The following is a 14,883-nucleotide window of genomic DNA, read 5'->3' on the forward strand; positions in this document are numbered from 1 at the left end:
AGGCCGCCTGCCCGCCGGAGATGCTCGGCCGGGTCAGCGCCGCCGCTCGCTGGATCACCTGGGGCACACTGCCGCTCGGCGGTCTGGCCGGCGGCGCGCTCGCCACCGCCTTCGGCGTCCGGACCACGTTGTGGATCGCCGTCGCCGGCGGCTGCTGCGCGGGACTGTGGCTGTTCTTCTCACCGTTGCGCGGCATGCGCGACATCCCGCTCAAGGAACCCGAACCCGAACCCGAACCTGAACCCGAAGCCGTGGCCGAAAGGCCGTGACAACCCCCCGATGTCGTCAAGCCGTTCACCACGGTCGACCGAACGACCGGTACCGCCACCAGGAACGAGTGTCGTCGAAGACAGTCACACCGTCAGATCCGCCGCTTGTACGACCGGATCGTCCTCACACCCGTCCGCAGCGCCCGGACCCTGGCTGGCCCTGCACTGGCACGGCTGGCGCACCCGCCACCAGGCCCGAGCCCGCAACAGCCACTACCGCGCCCGAACCCGACCTCACTCTCCGTGAAACCACCGGCTGCAGTACTAGGTACAACCGTGTACACGATCCGACACTCGCCCCTATGCAGTCTCGTCAACTGCTACGCGACCGCTTCCCACGCCCAGGGACGTGATCCGCGACGTCCCCGGACACAGTCCACGCGGTAGCGTGCCTGGCTCAGCACACGGGGGTTCTGATCGGCAGTCTGCAGGGCGAAGGTGGTCAGTCTCAGCTCACGGATGCCACGCAGTGTCGGATACCCCGGCCAACGCATCACGTCGTATCCGTACAGTTCGCAATACCTTCGATACTCCTCCTGCGACAGCTTGCCGAAGGTGTCGTCTGCGACCGCGGTCGAAGTGAGGTCCCAGTCAGGCGGGCCGACGGAGGTCCGCTCGAAGTCCAAGAGCAGGGCCAGCCGGTTGGGCTTTTCGATCACGGCGCAATTGCCTGACCAGGCATCCCCATGGATCACGCACTCGGGACGACCTGCCGGAAGGTCCGCCCACTCCGTCTGTAGATCTGGCAGGCGCCGGAGCAGCCACTGTCGATCACTGAAAATCGAGGTCAGTTCAGGTTCTCGATACTGATCAGGAAGCTCCACCCGTGGGGATTGCCCGTCCGCCAGGGCCACTGCACATGTACTACGGCCCGGACCCTTGCCTACGGGTTCCGGGCCGGCACAGCAGGTCAGGACGGGTCAGAGCTCTGCAAGATCGTCGAGCCGCAGCGCTGAAGTGAAGGTGATCCACGCAGTGCGCGGAAAGGTAAGGGTCGCCGCTTCGGTGCCGCCGAACGAGGCGTCGACTCCAGCCGAGACGTGATCGGCCGGCCGGATCTCCGCCAATGCCGCAGGAACCGTCATGTTCGCCCTACACTCCAGGGCCACCAGGTGGGCATAGAAGCAGGGCAGGCCGATCCACGGCCCACTGCTGTCGGACGGCGGGTGCGGTCGGTCGACGGCACGTGTGACGGGATCTTGTCGTCGAATGGGTCGCCGATGCGGCGTGTCGCTGGCTACGCTTCCGGCGGGGACCGAGAGTCGGTGCGAGCCCCGCCGCGCCAACAAGGGGATGTATGGCCGATGTTCGGGTCGAGACCGTGGCTGTGGATGCGGCGGGCGGTCGGCAGATCTCCAGCCGTACGCGGTCCAGTTCCGCCCTCGGCGAGCGGGCCGCGGAGTTGGAGGAGGCCATCGTCCAGGCGTCGGCCATCGCCCAACAGTCGCTCTCGCAAGTTCCGCGCCGTGACGGCTGGCAGGTGGCGAGCATGGAGGTGACGTTCGGGCTGACCCTGGCGGCGGAGGCCGGAGTCATCCTGTCCAAGGCGTCGGCTGAGGCGTCGTTCGAGGTCACCCTCACCGTGGAGCGGGTCCCGGAGTCGCCGTGATCGATGCGAGTTACTGGGTCGAGCTCTTCCAGTCGCAGCAGCGCCTCGGCGGCGGGTTCCTGCTGACCCGCCGCTATGTGCTCACGGCACTTCACTGTCTGCGGGGCCTCACCTCGCTGGACGAGCACGTGGACATCGTCCTGACAGACGGCAGCCGGCTCTCCGGCCAGGTCTGCCGCCGCGACAAGGACGCCGACCTCGCGCTGATCATGATCTCCGCCGCCTACGAGATACTGCTGCCGATCCCCCGGGCCGGCGTCGCCCATGGCGGCGACGACTGGCACGGGCCGTACCGGCCCGCAGCGTCCGAAGCACATCTCAGGGGGCAGGTGGACAGCGGCACGGCGGAGTACCTCTGCGAGGGCGGCGGGGTCATCCAGGCACTGCAGCTGACAACGCACCAGTCCCTGGGCGACTACTCGGGCTATTCCGGCGGCCCTGTCGTCAAGGGTCTTCCAGAGGATCAGGAGCCCGTGATCGTGGGCATCCTCCTGGAGCAGGTCCCGGACCGAGTCTCCGCCGACCGGGCCGCCAATGTGCTCTTCGCCGCCACCATCGGGGAAGCCATGCGCCGCTTCGACCAGTTCGATGTGGAGCATCTGATGGATGTGGTCCATCCGGCGAGTTCGCTCCCTCGACAGGCCGAGCACGGCCAGGAGTTGACCGTCGACGCGGCGGCCGCCGCTGCGGAGTCGTGGTTCGACCGGATCGACGAGTGGTCTCGGCGCAGGCTGCTCGATCCGTCGCAGGTCGCCGAGCTCAGGTTCCTCGCCGCCAAAGGGGCCATGGAGCGTCAGCTGCGTGGTGACGACGCATGACCGACCTCTGGCAGGAAGCCATCGACCGGGCTGAACTCGGCCTTCGCGGGGACACCGGCGCCCGCCGCAGTGCGGCTTCGGCCGCCGTGGCGCTCAGCAAGGTCCCCGATCTGCTCCGGCGGTCGCATCCCGGCCGGGATCTCGCCTATCTGGTGACGCTGCTCGAAGCGCTCGGCCTGGCCGAGGAGTCACACGCCGTCCTACGGAGCGTGGTTTCGCAGCTCCAGTGGGATCCGACGTCGCTTGCGCTGCCAGGCGATGTCCGCAACGAACTGGCTGTCGTTCTGGCCGACCGGGGCCTCGTCCCGGCTGCGGCCGGTGTCCTGTCGACGGCCGTCGTCTTCGGGGCGCACGACGACTCAGGTGGCGCTGCGGCCCGGAGCATCGCCAATCTGGCGTCGGTCAAGCTGCGGGTGGGAGACCTCAAGGGGGCCACGAGCGCGGCTGAGGAAGCGCTGAGCCTCGGAGCCCGCGATGACTCCCTCCAGGAACAGGAGCGGATGGAGATCCAGCTCCTGGCGGAATCGGTACTGGCGGAGAGCGCCCGCCGACAGGGACGCCACGCTCAGGCTGATGAGCGGGTACATGCCGTCGCCGTCACGGCTCGTGGGCTGGTGCGGCTGCTCGGCGGCGACCATCCGAATTCGCTCTCCGCCCTGATCACCGTGGCCCGGGCCGAGTTCGGATCAGCACTGGCCGCAGGGGACCGCGGACGGTGGGAGCGGGCCGCAGACGTCCTCGCGATCACCGCCCAGAAAGTGCCGGCGGTACTCGGACCACGTCATCCCCTGTCCCGCTCCGCGCTGGTCAACCTGGCCATCACGGAGTTCGAAGCTGCCGAGGCCCTGTCTGATGAGCGTCGCCTGGAGAGGGCGCGGCTCATGGTCATGGCTGCGGCCCAACCTTCCGAAGCGGAACGACGGACCGCCCCGACATCTGCGCCTCCGCCCTCCGCCACCCGCGAAGCCGACCGATCAGCCGCTGCGCAGATCTCGACCGTGTACGGGCCTGTGCCCCCCACACCCGGGCAGCGGCGGCCCTCCATCGCAGAAGAGCCTGCTCTGCGCTTTAGTGTGCTCGGACCTGTGCGCGCCTGGCGCGGGGACGAGCAGCTCCCCACCGGATCCCCGCAGCAGCGGACCCTGCTGGCAGCACTGCTGCTGCGTGAGGGCCGGACGGCGACGGCGGCCGAACTGATCGACGCGCTGTGGGGTGATGACCCGCCGTCGTCCACACGCGTGCTGGCTGCGCTACGGACGTATGCCTCCCGCCTGCGGAAGGTGTTGGGCCCCGAGGTTCTGGTGACCGAATCGGGCGGGTACGCCGTTCGCGGTCTGCCCGAAGGTGCCCTGGACGTCCTGGTGGCCCAGAGGCTTGCCGCGGAAGGAGAGCGGGCGAAAGCCTCAGGGGACCTGCACCGGGCACGCGAACTCCTGCAGCGGGTGCTGTCCATGTGGGACGGGGAGTCGCTCGCCGCGTTGCCGGGCCCGTACGCAGAGGTGGAACGGGTCCGGTTGGAGGAGTGGCGCCTCCAGCTCCTGGAAACGCGCCTGGACATGGACCTGGAGGAGGGTTACCACGCCGAGGCGATCTCGGAACTGACCGCCCTGACGGCAGCACACCCCTTGCGGGAGCGGTTGCGAGAGCTGTTGATGCTGGCGCTGTACCGGAGCGGCCGCCAGGCGGAGGCCCTTGCCGTCTACGCAGACACCCGACGCCTGCTGGCCGAAGAACTGGGCGTGGATCCGCGAGCGGAGCTACGCGAGCTGCAAATGCGCGTCCTGCAAGCGGACCCGAGCCTGGTGCGGCCGTCGGTACCGGCCGCCGAGTGGGCTCCCGCACCGGTACGTCCAGCCCAACTCCCCGCTACCGTCAGGGACTTCACGGGTCGCGGGTCCTTCGTGTCGGAGCTGACCGAAGTGCTCGCCACCGGGGGGAGCCAGTTGATGGCGGTGGCGGCGGTGGCGGGCATCGGAGGGGTGGGCAAGACGACCCTGGCCGTGCACGTGGCGCACCAGGCCCGCGCGGCCTTCCCCGACGGGCAGTTGTACGTCGATCTCCAGGGCTCGGGTTCACGAGCGGCGGAGCCGGATGCGGTGCTGGGCTCGTTCCTGCGGGCGTTGGGCACGCCCGACACAGAGATACCGGATTCGCTGGAAGAGCGGGCGACGCTGTTCCGGTCCGTCCTGGACGGCCGTCGCGTCCTCGTGCTGCTGGACAACGCGAAGGACGCGGCGCAGGTGAGGCCGCTCCTGCCGGGTACGGAGGGCTGTGCGGCGCTGGTGACGTCGACGGCGCGGATGGTGGACCTGGGCGGCGCCCACCTGGTCGACCTGGACGTGATGTCCCCCGAAGAAGCCCTTCAGCTGTTCACCAGGATCGTGGGCACGGAGCGGGTGGCATCTGAGCGGAGGGCAGCGCTGGACGTGGTCGCGGCGTGCGGCTTCATGCCGCTGGCAATCCGTATCGCCGCGTCCCGGCTGGCCGCCAGGCGGACATGGACGGTCTCGACACTGGCGGCGAAGCTGGCGGACGAGCGCTACCGCCTGGATGAGCTCCAGGCCGGCGATCTGGCGGTCAAGGCGACCTTCGAACTGGGCTACGCCCAGCTGGAGCCTGCCCAGGCCCGGGCATCCCGACTGCTGGGACTGGCCGACGGACCGGACATCTCCCTGCCCGCGGCCGCAGCTCTGCTGGACCTGCCGACGCATGGCGCGGAGGACCTGCTGGAGTCCCTCGTCGACGCGTCCCTTCTGGAGTCGGCGGCACCCGGGCGCTATCGCTACCACCAGTTGGTGCGGCTCTACGTGCGCGCATGCGCGGAGCGGGACGAACAGCCGCCTTCCGAAAGGGAGGCGGCCCTCTCCCGGCTGCTGGACTTCTACCTGGCCACCGTGTCACGGGTGTATGCGATCCACCGGCCGGGGGACGTCCTCGTCGACCATCTGGCGGCGACGTCCGTTCAGGGGCTGGAGTTCACCGGCCCGGCCGAGGCTCTGAACTGGTTCGACACCGAGAGAGGCAACCTGCTGGCGTGCGCGAGGCAGTCGGTCGGCGCACCCGCGCTCCGTCGGGCCACCGATCTGTTCTGGTGCACCCTCGCCTTGGACGAGCCGGGCACCGGCTTCGAGGAGTACAAGCCGGGCAGCGCGTTCTCGGAGTACGAGTCGACGGCCAGGGCTCTTGGACACGCTGCCCAGGAGCAGGACGACCCGCACGCGGCCGTGCGGGTCCTGGTCGCTCTGAGCACCGCCCACCACTTCGCCGGACGATTCGACGAGGCCGACCGGGACGCGGAACACGTGCTGGTGCTGGCCGACACTGTCCAGGATCGCCTGGTCAGCTGCTGGGCCGCCAACACCCGGGGCCTGATCGCCATTCAGCAGCAGCGCTTCGCGGACGCCGAGGCCCACCTGATGCGGGCCGCCGAAGGGTACCGTGCGATCGGGAGCCTCCCGGGTGAGGCGAGTGCGCTGTGCAGTCTGTCCCGTGTCCACGTCGCGATCGGCCGCACGGAGAGCGCGGTTTCCCTCGCGCAGCAGGGAGTGGCCATCTACGAGGAACTGGGGGATGTCCCGCACGCCGCCAACGGCCGCTATGTCCTCGGCCTCGCACTCCGGGCGGCGGGCCGGCTCCGAGAGGCGGATGCAGAACTCCAGCGGGCACTGGCCGTGTTCCGGGACAGCCGTCGGCAACTATGGCAGGGCACCACGCACTTCCGCATCGCCGAAGCGCACCTCTCCGCCGGCCAACCAGCGCTCGCGGCGCAGCACGCCGAGCAGGCACTGGCGTTGGGATGCACCGGCGGCGACGTTGCCCGGGCCCAGGTGCTCACGACTCTGGGCAGCGCGTTGAACGCCCTCGGCCAGCTTGTCCGGGCCCAGGCGTGCTGGATTGACGCGCTGGGCATCCTGGAGCAGGCACAAAGCCCGGAAGCGGCGGAACTGCGAGCCCTCATCCGGTCGCGAGTCAGCGCCTGACCCGCCCCGCCCCTGTCCGCAACCGCCTTGCAGGCCGAGACGCCAAGCCCTACCGCTCAGCGACGCGGCGTCCGTCGCCTCCACGCAGCGCAACGGCAGTGTGGATGAACGACATCGCCGGAAGCCGCGGTTTTCAGCTCACCCAGCACGTTCAGCCGACCCAGGGCGGGGAACTGCGGCCAGTCCCATGGCGCGCTCGATCGTGATCTCGATGACCACGCGCTCGGGGTCCGGGGCCTGCGTACGCCCGTACCGGACGGCGTAGCGGACCACGGCGTCGTCGACGGCTGCGGCGTCGGTGAGCACCTCGGCCGTGCCTTCCAGCGTGGCCAGCGTCCTCCGTCGACCTGACAGACCGCGACGCGGGCTTCGCCGGGGCGGGACACCTGGATATCGGCAACCTTCTTACTTGATTTGTGTGTGATAACCCGAGCGACTCCGGCGTCGGCGTCAACGGTTACCCCGACGGGCACCGGATCCCACGCGGCCCAGAAGCCCGGGATCGACAGTGTGTCGTCCTCTACGCGCAGCGGGAGTCAGATGTATGTCGCCGCGGAGGCCTGGTGCGGGTACGACCAGCGGTCGCCCATGTACAGGGGGACAGCGCCCTCGCGGGAGTTGCAGGTCAGGCTGCCGTCGGGCGCGAAGTGCCCGCAGCAGGGTCCAGGGCCTTCGAGGAACGGTGCGGACAGATGGAATTCTCGTTGCTCTCCCAGCTCGTCTTGTGCGAGAGCATGAGGAAATACGTGCCGTCGTGCCGCAGCATCGCCGGCGACTCCCCACCCCGGGCGACGCCCCGTACCAGGCATGCAGTCGCCGACCATCCGTGAGGCCGAGGCCTTCACCATCGGCGCGACCGTGGAGGCCGTGCACGCCGAGACGGTGACGGACGAGGTCCTGGGACTGTCCGAGGGCGTGCCCGGCCAGTCCTTCCACGTCTCCCGGCCCCCCGTGGTCCCGGGCGACGAGGCCGGGGACGGGCTCGTCGTCGAAGCAGGGCACGGCACGGCCGAGGGCGAGTTCCTGGGTGCGGTCCTCGGCCCCGCCGCCCGCCGGGACGGTCGCCAGCCTGGCCAGTCCGCACGGCACGATCGGCAGATCGCGGACGGAAGTAGCAGAAGATCGCACTGCCCAGGTAGATCAGGATGAGGCCCTGGAGGGTGTTGACCAGGTTGAGCGAGGCCTCCATCCGGTACAGGGGGATGAGGTCGACTGCATCGGGATGCAGTAGGCGACCATCAGCAGCGATCCGACCGCAGCGGTGAGCCTGCCCTTGCGCAGGATCATGCCGTACGCAGCCATGGAGCCGATCAGCACCTGGAAGGCGACGCGTACCACGGTGACGATCAGCGTGTTGGTGAAATGTCCAGTCCGCGGCGCCCGCGGCGGCCTGGGATTGGCTGTTGTCTGGTGTGGCCCGACGGGATGCGCGCCCTGCCCGGCCGGCTGATCGAGCCGGTCGAGCTCATCGCTCACTCAACGCACGGGCAGGCACGAGCATCCGTAGGCCGAAGCCGACCCCGGCCCCGGCCTCACGTATGCGTGGCTCTGGCGGCCCGGCGATCAGGTCGATACGTATCGCTGACGAGCCGTGACTATGTGTTGCGGACGGTCTTGGCTCCCCGACCGCCACCGCGGTGCGCGGAACGCGGCTCTACATCACCAACGCCGGGTTCGCCGCGCCCAACGTTGCGAAGCTGCAGCAGGGGAAGATCAACCTCCCCGCCCTGTTCCGCGACGCCCTCTCCTAAGCCGCTCGGGCTGTGTCCGGAGCGAGGCGCGCACGCCATTGGTCACTGGCGCGTCCCAGCTCACGATCCCCATGCAGGAAGAAGGACGTATCACCACCATGAGTACCTTCAGCGGAGTATCCGGGGCTGCTGCAGCCATTGAGTCCGAGGAGCCGCGCAGCCCCGGCTACGATGCGGCGACCAAGAACGATGTCGAGTTCAACAAGGAATTCCGCCACTGCTTCACCACCATTGACGACGTGCAGATGACTTCGGTGTCGGCGTCGCGTACGCGCTGGCCGCCCAGTACCGTGAGCAGGTGGCCGGGCTGTTTCTCATAGACTTCCCGCTCGTCGGAAAGAACCTGAAGTTCGCCGATTTCGCACCGTTCTCGTGGCACTTCTCGTTCAACCAGCGGTATCCACTCGCGGAAGAACTTGTCACCGGCCGGGTCGAGACGTTTCTGTCCTCTCTCTTCCCGCCGTCCGTCTCCGGAGCCACGCCTGCCTCCGACATCGAGTTGGCCGAGTACGTCCGAGTGTTCTCCCGCCCCCAAGTGCTGCACGCCGGATTCGAGCTCTACCGGGCCTGGGGCCAGGACGAGGCAGACAACTCCGATTTCCAGGAGACCCCGCTGACCATCCCGGTCCGCATGCTGACCACGGTTGGCTTCGCCCCGATCACGCTGCCGGCCCTCCAGGACGCCGCCCCGAACGCCATCGGCAGCACGGTCCCCGGCACCGGGCACTTCCTCGTCCACGAAGTACCCGACCATGTCCTGGCCGAGATCAACGCCTTCTATCCCACTCGCTGACCGCCACCTCTTCGACGTGGCGTATGACGGCCAGGCGTCGCTTGGCTTCACGGTCAAGCGACGGGTTGGTGGTGGACTTCGGCATGTGGATCTCCATGGTGATCGGAGACCCAGGCGTCAATGATGATCGGCAGTTTTAGACCACAGTGCGATGAGGATCTCTGGAAACGGCTCTGTCCGCAGTTCCATCAATCCCCAGGTCGGGGAGGTGAACGAGGCATCGTTTCGGCACAGTATGTCCCGTCGGGTCGTGGTACGGCTGCGGGTGCGCCGGTACTTCTGCGACCGGAAGAACTGTTACCCGTCGGACGTTCACTGAGCAGGCGCCGGGCCTGGCAGAGCGGCACCGCCGCTCCAGCACCGGGCTGACGGGCTGGCTGAGGTCGATCGCCGTCGAGTTGGGCGGTCGGCCGGCCGCGCGGCATGCCGTCGGCTACGGCTGGCCGCGGGCCGGACCCGGCTGCTCAGACTGCTGACGGCGCCAGCGGTGCCGGACCCTGCCCCGCGTCTGCTGGGGGTGGACGAATTCGCCTTCCGCAAGGGCTGCACCTACGGCACCGTGCTGGTCGACGTCGAAGCCGGCCGGGTCGTGGACGTGCTGCCCTACCGCACGTCGGAAACGTTCGCGGCCTGGCTCACCGAGCATCCCGGCGCCGAGATCGTCTGGCGAAGACCACGGCCGAGCCCGCGGTGCCGACCGCTCGGCCCGCCGCCTCCTGCGGTTCACGCCCCTCCGCGAGTTCGCCTCGGTAAGGGGAGACGATAAACAGGGCGTAGCCGATACCTCCCGCCAGGCCGATCATCGAGGCAAGGGTGGGAGTGGTGCTGGAGAGATCGAGGATCTCGGTGAGCGCCACGATGGAGCCGACATCGACGCCAACGCCGATGATCGCGGTGAGCAGTGGCAGTCCGGCGGCGATCAGCGAGCCGAAGGTGATGACCAGGATCAGAGCAGAGATGGCGATGCCGATTATCTCGGCGGCACCGGTCTCCAGCACCTCTGCCATCGTGGTGCCGCCGGCCTCGACGGTCGGGCCGGCGTCGTGGCCTTGATCGAGGACCTTGTCGAGGATGTGCTTCGACGCGTCGGACATCTCGTTGAACTGCACCGAGTACGTCGCTGTGACGTAGGCGGTGGTCCCGTCCTTGTCGACCCTGCCGGCACTGAACGGGTCGAGGACGCCGGTGACTTGTTTTGTTTCCGTGGCCGAGTTCGGTCACAGCCTTTTCGACGGCCGCCTTGTTGCCGACGGCGGTGATCTTCTCTCCGCCGGAGCCTGGAAGACGACGTCGGCCTGGGCACCGTCCGCATGCAGGGTCGGGAAGCGCTCATCCAGCAGGTCGAAGGCCTTCTGCGTTTCGGTGCCGGGGATGGAGAAGGTGTTGTTGCCGGCGGTGCTGGCACTGGCGGCGCCGACCCCCACCGTGGCGAGCAGCGCCACCCATGAAGGGGTGGGGATTCCGAAAGGGCGTGCGCCGCTGTGCGGAGGATCAGACGCCGAGGGCGGGGAGGATCACGGCGTCTATGTAGCGGCGGAGGAAGGGCTGATCGATTGGCTGCGTTTCGGTCAGAGGATGGGCCATCAGGGCACCGATCAGCATGTGAGGGATGTAGTGCAGTGCTGGAGTGTCCGGACGGAGTTCACCCCGGTCGACCGCCCGCCGCAGCAGTTCGTCGAGCCCGGTCAACTCGGGATCGATGATCAGATCCCGGAGTGCCTGAAGAAGATCGGGGTGGGAGTTCACCGCGTGGATCAGGCCCCGCACCAGCGCGGAGTCCTTCTCCAGCTTTCCGGTGTCCGTCCGCACCATCTGGTGGAAGTCACCACGTAGCGAGCCGGTGTCGATGTCAGCAAGGTTGACGGCCTTGTTGTGGCGTAGTGCCTTGGCGACCAGCTTCGGCTTGCCCGTCCACTGGCGGTAGAGGGTGGCCTTGCTGCAGTGGGTGCGCGCTGCAACGGCGTCCATGGTCAAGGCGTCGTAGCCGACTTCCCGCAACAGGGCGAGCACTGCTTCGTACAGCTCAGCCTCGCGTTCAGGGGTGAGTCGACTGCGTCGCATCCCTGACGCATGTCCTCGCCCCATCGGAGCGGCCGAGGTCTTGCGTCCTGTCACGGCTGTCATCTCCGACCCCTCTACTCATACGAAACGGTTTCGTATGAGTAGACCGTAACTCCAGAAGGGCAAAATACGAAACCGTTTCGGTAGCAAAATTGGTCACGTCGAGCCCACGGCGCCCGCCCTGCGGGAGGTGCGGGAGGTGGCCATCCCGATCGCCCTCACTCCCCTGCGCCACCTGCGAAACTGGGTCGGGAGTACACGCGGGAGACATACATGGCAAGCACACCTCAGGTCGCGCCGAAGCCTGGACGGCCCCGTGACCCGGGCGCCGACGACCGCATCCTCCAGGCCGTCGTCGATGAACTCGCCGAGGCCGGGGTTGCCGGCTTCCGGATCAACTCCGTTGCCGCGCGCGCCAAGGTCGCCAAGCGGACCCTCTACGCCCGCTGGACCGAGCGGGATGAACTGATCCTGGCGGGCCTGTCCACCCTCTGTGTTCATTTGCGCTCACCACGCACCGGCAGCCTCGAACGCGACCTGCGCCTCCTGTTCAACGCGACAGCAGAAGCCCTGGACAGCCCCCGGTGGCTGATCGCGGCCCGCTGTTCCCTTGAGCTGCCGGAGTACCCCGAGCTCTATGCGATGTTCCAGCGCGACTGCATCGACCAGCCCCTCGCTGTCGTCGAAGACGTCCTCTACGATGCACAGCAGCGCGGCGAGCTGCGCGCCGGAACCGACCGAGCCGTGGCTGCCGAGACCTTCGCGAGCTCGCTCGCGGGTTTCAGTACACACATCGCCCGCCTTCGCGGCGTCAGCGCGTACAAGGTCCGCGAGCAATTCCTGGACCTGTTCCTGCACGGGGTGCGCGCCGACACGGCCAGTCAGGTGCCCGACGTCACCAGCTGCTGATGCGCACGAAACCATTGATCTGCCGCGCTTCAAGGACCTGGTTGAGGGAGCGGAGACCGCATGGTGCGACGGCGGCCCGGCGCGGCGTGCCGGCCGCGGGCCCATGAGGCCGAACCGCCGTGCCACCCGCGACCGACCCGTCGGCACCGATCGCGTGACGAACTTGTCCCCGGTCCTTGCGACCTGCGACCGGGCGTCGAACGCGGATCTCCGTGCCGTCGGTGATCCCGGTCCCACTGTCGGCTCCCGGGTGCTCGATGACCTCGGCGAGAGCGCACAGCCGGACGCCCGGCGCGCCGGTGCAGCCCCGTTGCGCCAGCAGCGGCCGCACCTCGCCGATGGCGCGTGTGACGGTGGAGCGGTCCACGCCGAACCAGCAGGCCGCCAGTACGTCATGGGTGGTGCCATGGCGCAGACTCACGAGGGTGGCCAGCAGGCGGTCGACGAAGACGAATCTGTGCTTCGCCCCGGTTCCTACAGCCCGCCGCCGCGGCCGAGCCGTCAGCCGAGCCTGATGCCGCTCGTGCCACAACGGCCCCACCTCTGCGATGAGTTCACCGATCACATCCGGCGACAACCCGGTGGCCCGGTACTCCGCCACGATCAACTCACGCGTCCCAGCCCCCATCATGCACAGTTCAACGAGCTACCTGGCGCCGAGCCACGGCCAACCGGGCACGAGGTCGTCAGTGGTGGGAGGCCGGATTTCGGTAGGAGTCCGCAGCGGCGCTGAGCACCTCGGTCCAGGGGGTGGGCTTGTGGCCGAAGGCGGCGGTGGCCGCACCTGAGTCCATCACAAAGGGGTGTTCGAGCTGGTAGGCGACCTCACGCAGGGCCCGCACGCTCGGGTTGACCAGACCCAGCGCCGCCAGCATGACGGTCGGGATCTCACCGACCTGGACCTGCGCGACCCCCGCGGCCTCGGCGAGGTCGGCGACGGCCTCGCGCTGGGTGCGGGGCGGGTTGCTGGGAACGTGCCAGGCCCGGCCCCAGGCCCGTTCCTCGCCGCCGACGGTGACCAGCAGCCGGGCGGCGTCCTCGGTATAGGTCCAGGTGTGGGCGGTGTCGGCGCTGCGCAGCACTTGGATGCCGCGGCCGGCCAGCAGCCGCGGCACCACGCGGGCCCCGAGCGGGCTCTCGGCGTGCGGGCCGATGTAGTCGGAGCTGCGGATCTCGGTGGTCCGGATCCGTCCGGCCCGGTGCAGGGCGAGCGCGTCCTCCCACATCCGGGCGCGTACCCGGCCCTTCACCGAGTTGGGGTCGAGCGGGGTGTCCTCGGTCATCGGGACGGCGACCGCGCCATAGCCGTAGAGGTTTCCGACCGTCGCCAGGACGGCGCCGGAGCTCTCGGCGGCGGCCAGCAGGGCGGCGGCGAGCGGAGGCCAGTCCGTGGCCCAGCGGTGGTAGGCCGGGCCGGCGCAGTTGTAGAGCACGGCCGACCCGGCGGCCAGCTCGCCGAGCGCGGCGGCGTCGGTGGCGTCCAGTCGCACGGACCGTACGCCCGGCAGGTCGGCCAGGCCGGCTGTGGCGGGCGCGGCTCCGGAGCGGCTGACCAGGACGACCTCCTCGCCGCGCGCGGCGAGAAGCCGCGCGGTGGCCGAGCCGATGGGACCCATGCCGACGATCAGGTGCTTACTCACGGTTCCTCCGGAGCATCAGAGAACAATGTTCTCGCTTTGGTCGATGTCGAGAGACTGGCGCAGCGCCGGGACATTGTCAAGAACAGTGTGCTCGTTTGCGTTCAGCGTTCTCGTTTCCACGGCTCCATGCCAGGATGGATCCATGTCCACCCCTCAGAAGCCCCTCACCGCACGGGAACGGGCCAGGATCGAGTTCACCGCGGAGATCAAGACGGTGGCCCGCAGGCAGCTCGCCGAGAGCGGCGCAGCCGCGCTCTCGCTGCGCGCCATCGCCAGGGAGCTCGGCCTGGCCACCCCGTCCGCGCTCTACCGCTACTTCCCGAGCCGCGACGCCCTGCTCACCGCGCTCATCCTGGACGGCTACACCTCCCTGAGCGACGCAGCCGAGGCCGCCTACGCCGCGCTCGAGGGGGCGGACACGGAGCCGGCCGACGTGCTGGAGCGCTGGGTCGGCGTCTGCCACGCGGTGCGGGACTGGGCGCTGGCGCATCCGCACGAGTACGCGCTGATCTACGGCTCGCCGGTGCCCGGCTACGCCGCCCCCCAGGACACCGTGGCGCAGGCGACCCGGATCCCCTACCTGATCGGCGCCCTCTTCACCGACCCGCTCGGTCAGGACGGCCACCGCCCCGCCGGCACCCGGCCCGCGATGCCCGACGACACCCGCCAGTCACTGGCACCGCTGCTCGCCGGACTCCCCCCGGACACCCCGGCCGACCTGGTCATGGGCAGCCTGATGGCCTGGACCCACCTCTTCGGCGCCATCTCCTTCGAGCTCTTCGGCCACCGCCGCGAGATCATCGCCGACCCCCGCGCCTTCTTCGACCACGAGGCCCGCCGCCTCGGCACAGCCCTCGGCCTCGCCACCTGACGGTGACTCAAACCCGCCCGTCGGCGCCGTCGCCGGAATTGTCGCTGTCGCTGTCGCGTAGGCGGCGGCGGTGTATCCGCTGCGCGCCAAGGTCGAAGTCCTCGCCCATGCAGGCTGCGTAGGCGCAATATCAAGGAATGACGTGGGCCGGCCACCCGCTACGACAAGACACCCGAGAGCTA

The 14,883-nt window shown here is 68.9% G+C and carries 16 protein-coding genes and 2 pseudogenes; 10 read left to right on the forward strand and 8 right to left on the reverse strand.

Annotation, left to right across the window (positions count from 1 at the left end; genetic code table 11):
- Window positions 1-269 (forward strand): annotated as a pseudogene (locus tag ACWD4O_RS45055) (MFS transporter); the annotation flags it as partial.
- Window positions 270-589: 320 nt separating this feature from the next.
- Here the strand turns inward: ACWD4O_RS45055 and ACWD4O_RS45060 are convergent.
- Window positions 590-1,123, reverse strand: a complete 534-nt coding sequence (locus ACWD4O_RS45060; RefSeq protein WP_451288884.1) for a phosphotransferase family protein — start codon at window positions 1,121-1,123, stop codon at window positions 590-592.
- Between the two features lie 66 nt (window positions 1,124-1,189).
- Window positions 1,190-1,354 (reverse strand): hypothetical protein, encoded by a 165-nt coding sequence (locus tag ACWD4O_RS45065; RefSeq protein WP_451288885.1) that lies wholly within the window; start codon window positions 1,352-1,354, stop codon window positions 1,190-1,192.
- A 212-nt stretch (window positions 1,355-1,566) separates the two neighbouring features.
- On the opposite strand from ACWD4O_RS45065, the gene ACWD4O_RS45070 reads away from it, so the two are divergent.
- The 3 genes from ACWD4O_RS45070 to ACWD4O_RS45080 all read left to right on the forward strand — a co-directional run bounded on the left by ACWD4O_RS45070 (window position 1,567) and on the right by ACWD4O_RS45080 (window position 6,676).
- Window positions 1,567-1,878: a CU044_2847 family protein gene (locus ACWD4O_RS45070; protein WP_351902796.1), complete on the forward strand. Its 312-nt coding sequence runs from the start codon at window positions 1,567-1,569 to the stop codon at window positions 1,876-1,878.
- Entirely contained in the window at window positions 1,875-2,696 is an 822-nt protein-coding gene (locus tag ACWD4O_RS45075; RefSeq protein ID WP_451288886.1) for a S1 family peptidase, read from the forward strand. The genes ACWD4O_RS45070 and ACWD4O_RS45075 overlap by 4 nt, the downstream gene beginning before the upstream one ends.
- A gap of 989 nt (window positions 2,697-3,685) precedes the next feature.
- Complete coding sequence (locus ACWD4O_RS45080; protein ID WP_451288924.1) at window positions 3,686-6,676, forward strand: BTAD domain-containing putative transcriptional regulator; 2,991 nt, start codon at window positions 3,686-3,688, stop codon at window positions 6,674-6,676.
- A gap of 138 nt (window positions 6,677-6,814) precedes the next feature.
- Here ACWD4O_RS45080 and ACWD4O_RS45085 read toward each other — a convergent pair whose 3' ends face one another.
- Window positions 6,815-6,982, reverse strand: a complete 168-nt coding sequence (locus ACWD4O_RS45085) for a hypothetical protein (RefSeq protein ID WP_451288887.1) — start codon at window positions 6,980-6,982, stop codon at window positions 6,815-6,817.
- 501 nt (window positions 6,983-7,483) lie between these two features.
- Between ACWD4O_RS45085 and ACWD4O_RS45090 the strand changes: the two genes are divergently transcribed.
- A complete protein-coding gene (locus tag ACWD4O_RS45090; protein WP_451288888.1) occupies window positions 7,484-7,825 on the forward strand; it encodes a hypothetical protein in 342 nt (113 codons plus the stop codon).
- Here the strand turns inward: ACWD4O_RS45090 and ACWD4O_RS45095 are convergent.
- Entirely contained in the window at window positions 7,817-8,152 is a 336-nt protein-coding gene (locus tag ACWD4O_RS45095) for a hypothetical protein (protein WP_451288889.1), read from the reverse strand. The two genes, ACWD4O_RS45090 and ACWD4O_RS45095, sit on opposite strands and share 9 nt — an antisense overlap.
- Before the next feature lie 373 nt (window positions 8,153-8,525).
- Here ACWD4O_RS45095 and ACWD4O_RS45100 point away from each other — a divergent pair, with 373 nt between their 5' ends.
- From ACWD4O_RS45100 to ACWD4O_RS45110, 3 genes are all read left to right on the forward strand, one after another.
- Window positions 8,526-8,747: a hypothetical protein gene (locus ACWD4O_RS45100; protein ID WP_451288890.1), complete on the forward strand. Its 222-nt coding sequence runs from the start codon at window positions 8,526-8,528 to the stop codon at window positions 8,745-8,747.
- On the forward strand, window positions 8,726-9,220 hold the full coding sequence (locus ACWD4O_RS45105; RefSeq protein WP_451288891.1) for an alpha/beta fold hydrolase: 495 nt from the start codon (window positions 8,726-8,728) through the stop codon (window positions 9,218-9,220). Before ACWD4O_RS45100 ends, ACWD4O_RS45105 begins: the two co-directional genes overlap by 22 nt.
- Window positions 9,221-9,779: 559 nt before the next feature.
- Window positions 9,780-9,986, forward strand: a complete 207-nt coding sequence (locus tag ACWD4O_RS45110) for a hypothetical protein (protein WP_451288925.1) — start codon at window positions 9,780-9,782, stop codon at window positions 9,984-9,986.
- Here the strand turns inward: ACWD4O_RS45110 and ACWD4O_RS45115 are convergent.
- Window positions 9,886-10,665 (reverse strand): annotated as a pseudogene (locus ACWD4O_RS45115) (MMPL family transporter); the annotation flags it as partial. The gene ACWD4O_RS45110 and the pseudogene ACWD4O_RS45115 overlap by 101 nt on opposite strands.
- A gap of 46 nt (window positions 10,666-10,711) precedes the next feature.
- The gene (locus tag ACWD4O_RS45120; protein WP_451288926.1) at window positions 10,712-11,281 is read right to left on the reverse strand and encodes a TetR/AcrR family transcriptional regulator; all 570 of its coding nucleotides are present in this window, start codon (window positions 11,279-11,281) and stop codon (window positions 10,712-10,714) included.
- Between the two features lie 273 nt (window positions 11,282-11,554).
- On the opposite strand from ACWD4O_RS45120, the gene ACWD4O_RS45125 reads away from it, so the two are divergent.
- Window positions 11,555-12,190, forward strand: a complete 636-nt coding sequence (locus ACWD4O_RS45125; protein WP_451288892.1) for a TetR-like C-terminal domain-containing protein — start codon at window positions 11,555-11,557, stop codon at window positions 12,188-12,190.
- On the opposite strand, the gene ACWD4O_RS45130 is transcribed toward ACWD4O_RS45125, so the two are convergent.
- On the reverse strand, window positions 12,177-12,821 hold the full coding sequence (locus tag ACWD4O_RS45130; protein WP_451288893.1) for a helix-turn-helix domain-containing protein: 645 nt from the start codon (window positions 12,819-12,821) through the stop codon (window positions 12,177-12,179). The two genes, ACWD4O_RS45125 and ACWD4O_RS45130, sit on opposite strands and share 14 nt — an antisense overlap.
- Before the next feature lie 55 nt (window positions 12,822-12,876).
- On the reverse strand, window positions 12,877-13,830 hold the full coding sequence (locus ACWD4O_RS45135) for an NAD-dependent epimerase/dehydratase family protein (RefSeq protein ID WP_451288894.1): 954 nt from the start codon (window positions 13,828-13,830) through the stop codon (window positions 12,877-12,879).
- A gap of 142 nt (window positions 13,831-13,972) precedes the next feature.
- On the opposite strand from ACWD4O_RS45135, the gene ACWD4O_RS45140 reads away from it, so the two are divergent.
- A complete protein-coding gene (locus ACWD4O_RS45140) occupies window positions 13,973-14,701 on the forward strand; it encodes a TetR/AcrR family transcriptional regulator (RefSeq protein ID WP_451288895.1) in 729 nt (242 codons plus the stop codon).
- Window positions 14,702-14,883: the final 182 nt, after the last annotated feature.

The sequence above is a fragment of the Streptomyces sp. NPDC002623 genome (assembly GCF_053592635.1).

Bases quoted from the DNA above. Each gene is read 5' to 3' on its own strand.
- ACWD4O_RS45070 (WP_351902796.1), top strand. From the start codon at position 1,567: ATGGCCGATGTTCGGGTCGAGACCGTGGCTGTGGATGCGGCGGGCGGT.
- ACWD4O_RS45120 (WP_451288926.1), bottom strand. From the start codon at position 11,281: ATGCGACGCAGTCGACTCACCCCTGAACGCGAGGCTGAGCTGTACGAA.
- ACWD4O_RS45130 (WP_451288893.1), bottom strand. From the start codon at position 12,821: ATGATGGGGGCTGGGACGCGTGAGTTGATCGTGGCGGAGTACCGGGCC.
- ACWD4O_RS45140 (WP_451288895.1), top strand. From the start codon at position 13,973: ATGTCCACCCCTCAGAAGCCCCTCACCGCACGGGAACGGGCCAGGATC.
- ACWD4O_RS45090 (WP_451288888.1), top strand. From the start codon at position 7,484: ATGCAGTCGCCGACCATCCGTGAGGCCGAGGCCTTCACCATCGGCGCG.
- ACWD4O_RS45065 (WP_451288885.1), bottom strand. From the start codon at position 1,354: ATGACGGTTCCTGCGGCATTGGCGGAGATCCGGCCGGCCGATCACGTC.
- ACWD4O_RS45100 (WP_451288890.1), top strand. From the start codon at position 8,526: ATGAGTACCTTCAGCGGAGTATCCGGGGCTGCTGCAGCCATTGAGTCC.
- ACWD4O_RS45125 (WP_451288892.1), top strand. From the start codon at position 11,555: ATGGCAAGCACACCTCAGGTCGCGCCGAAGCCTGGACGGCCCCGTGAC.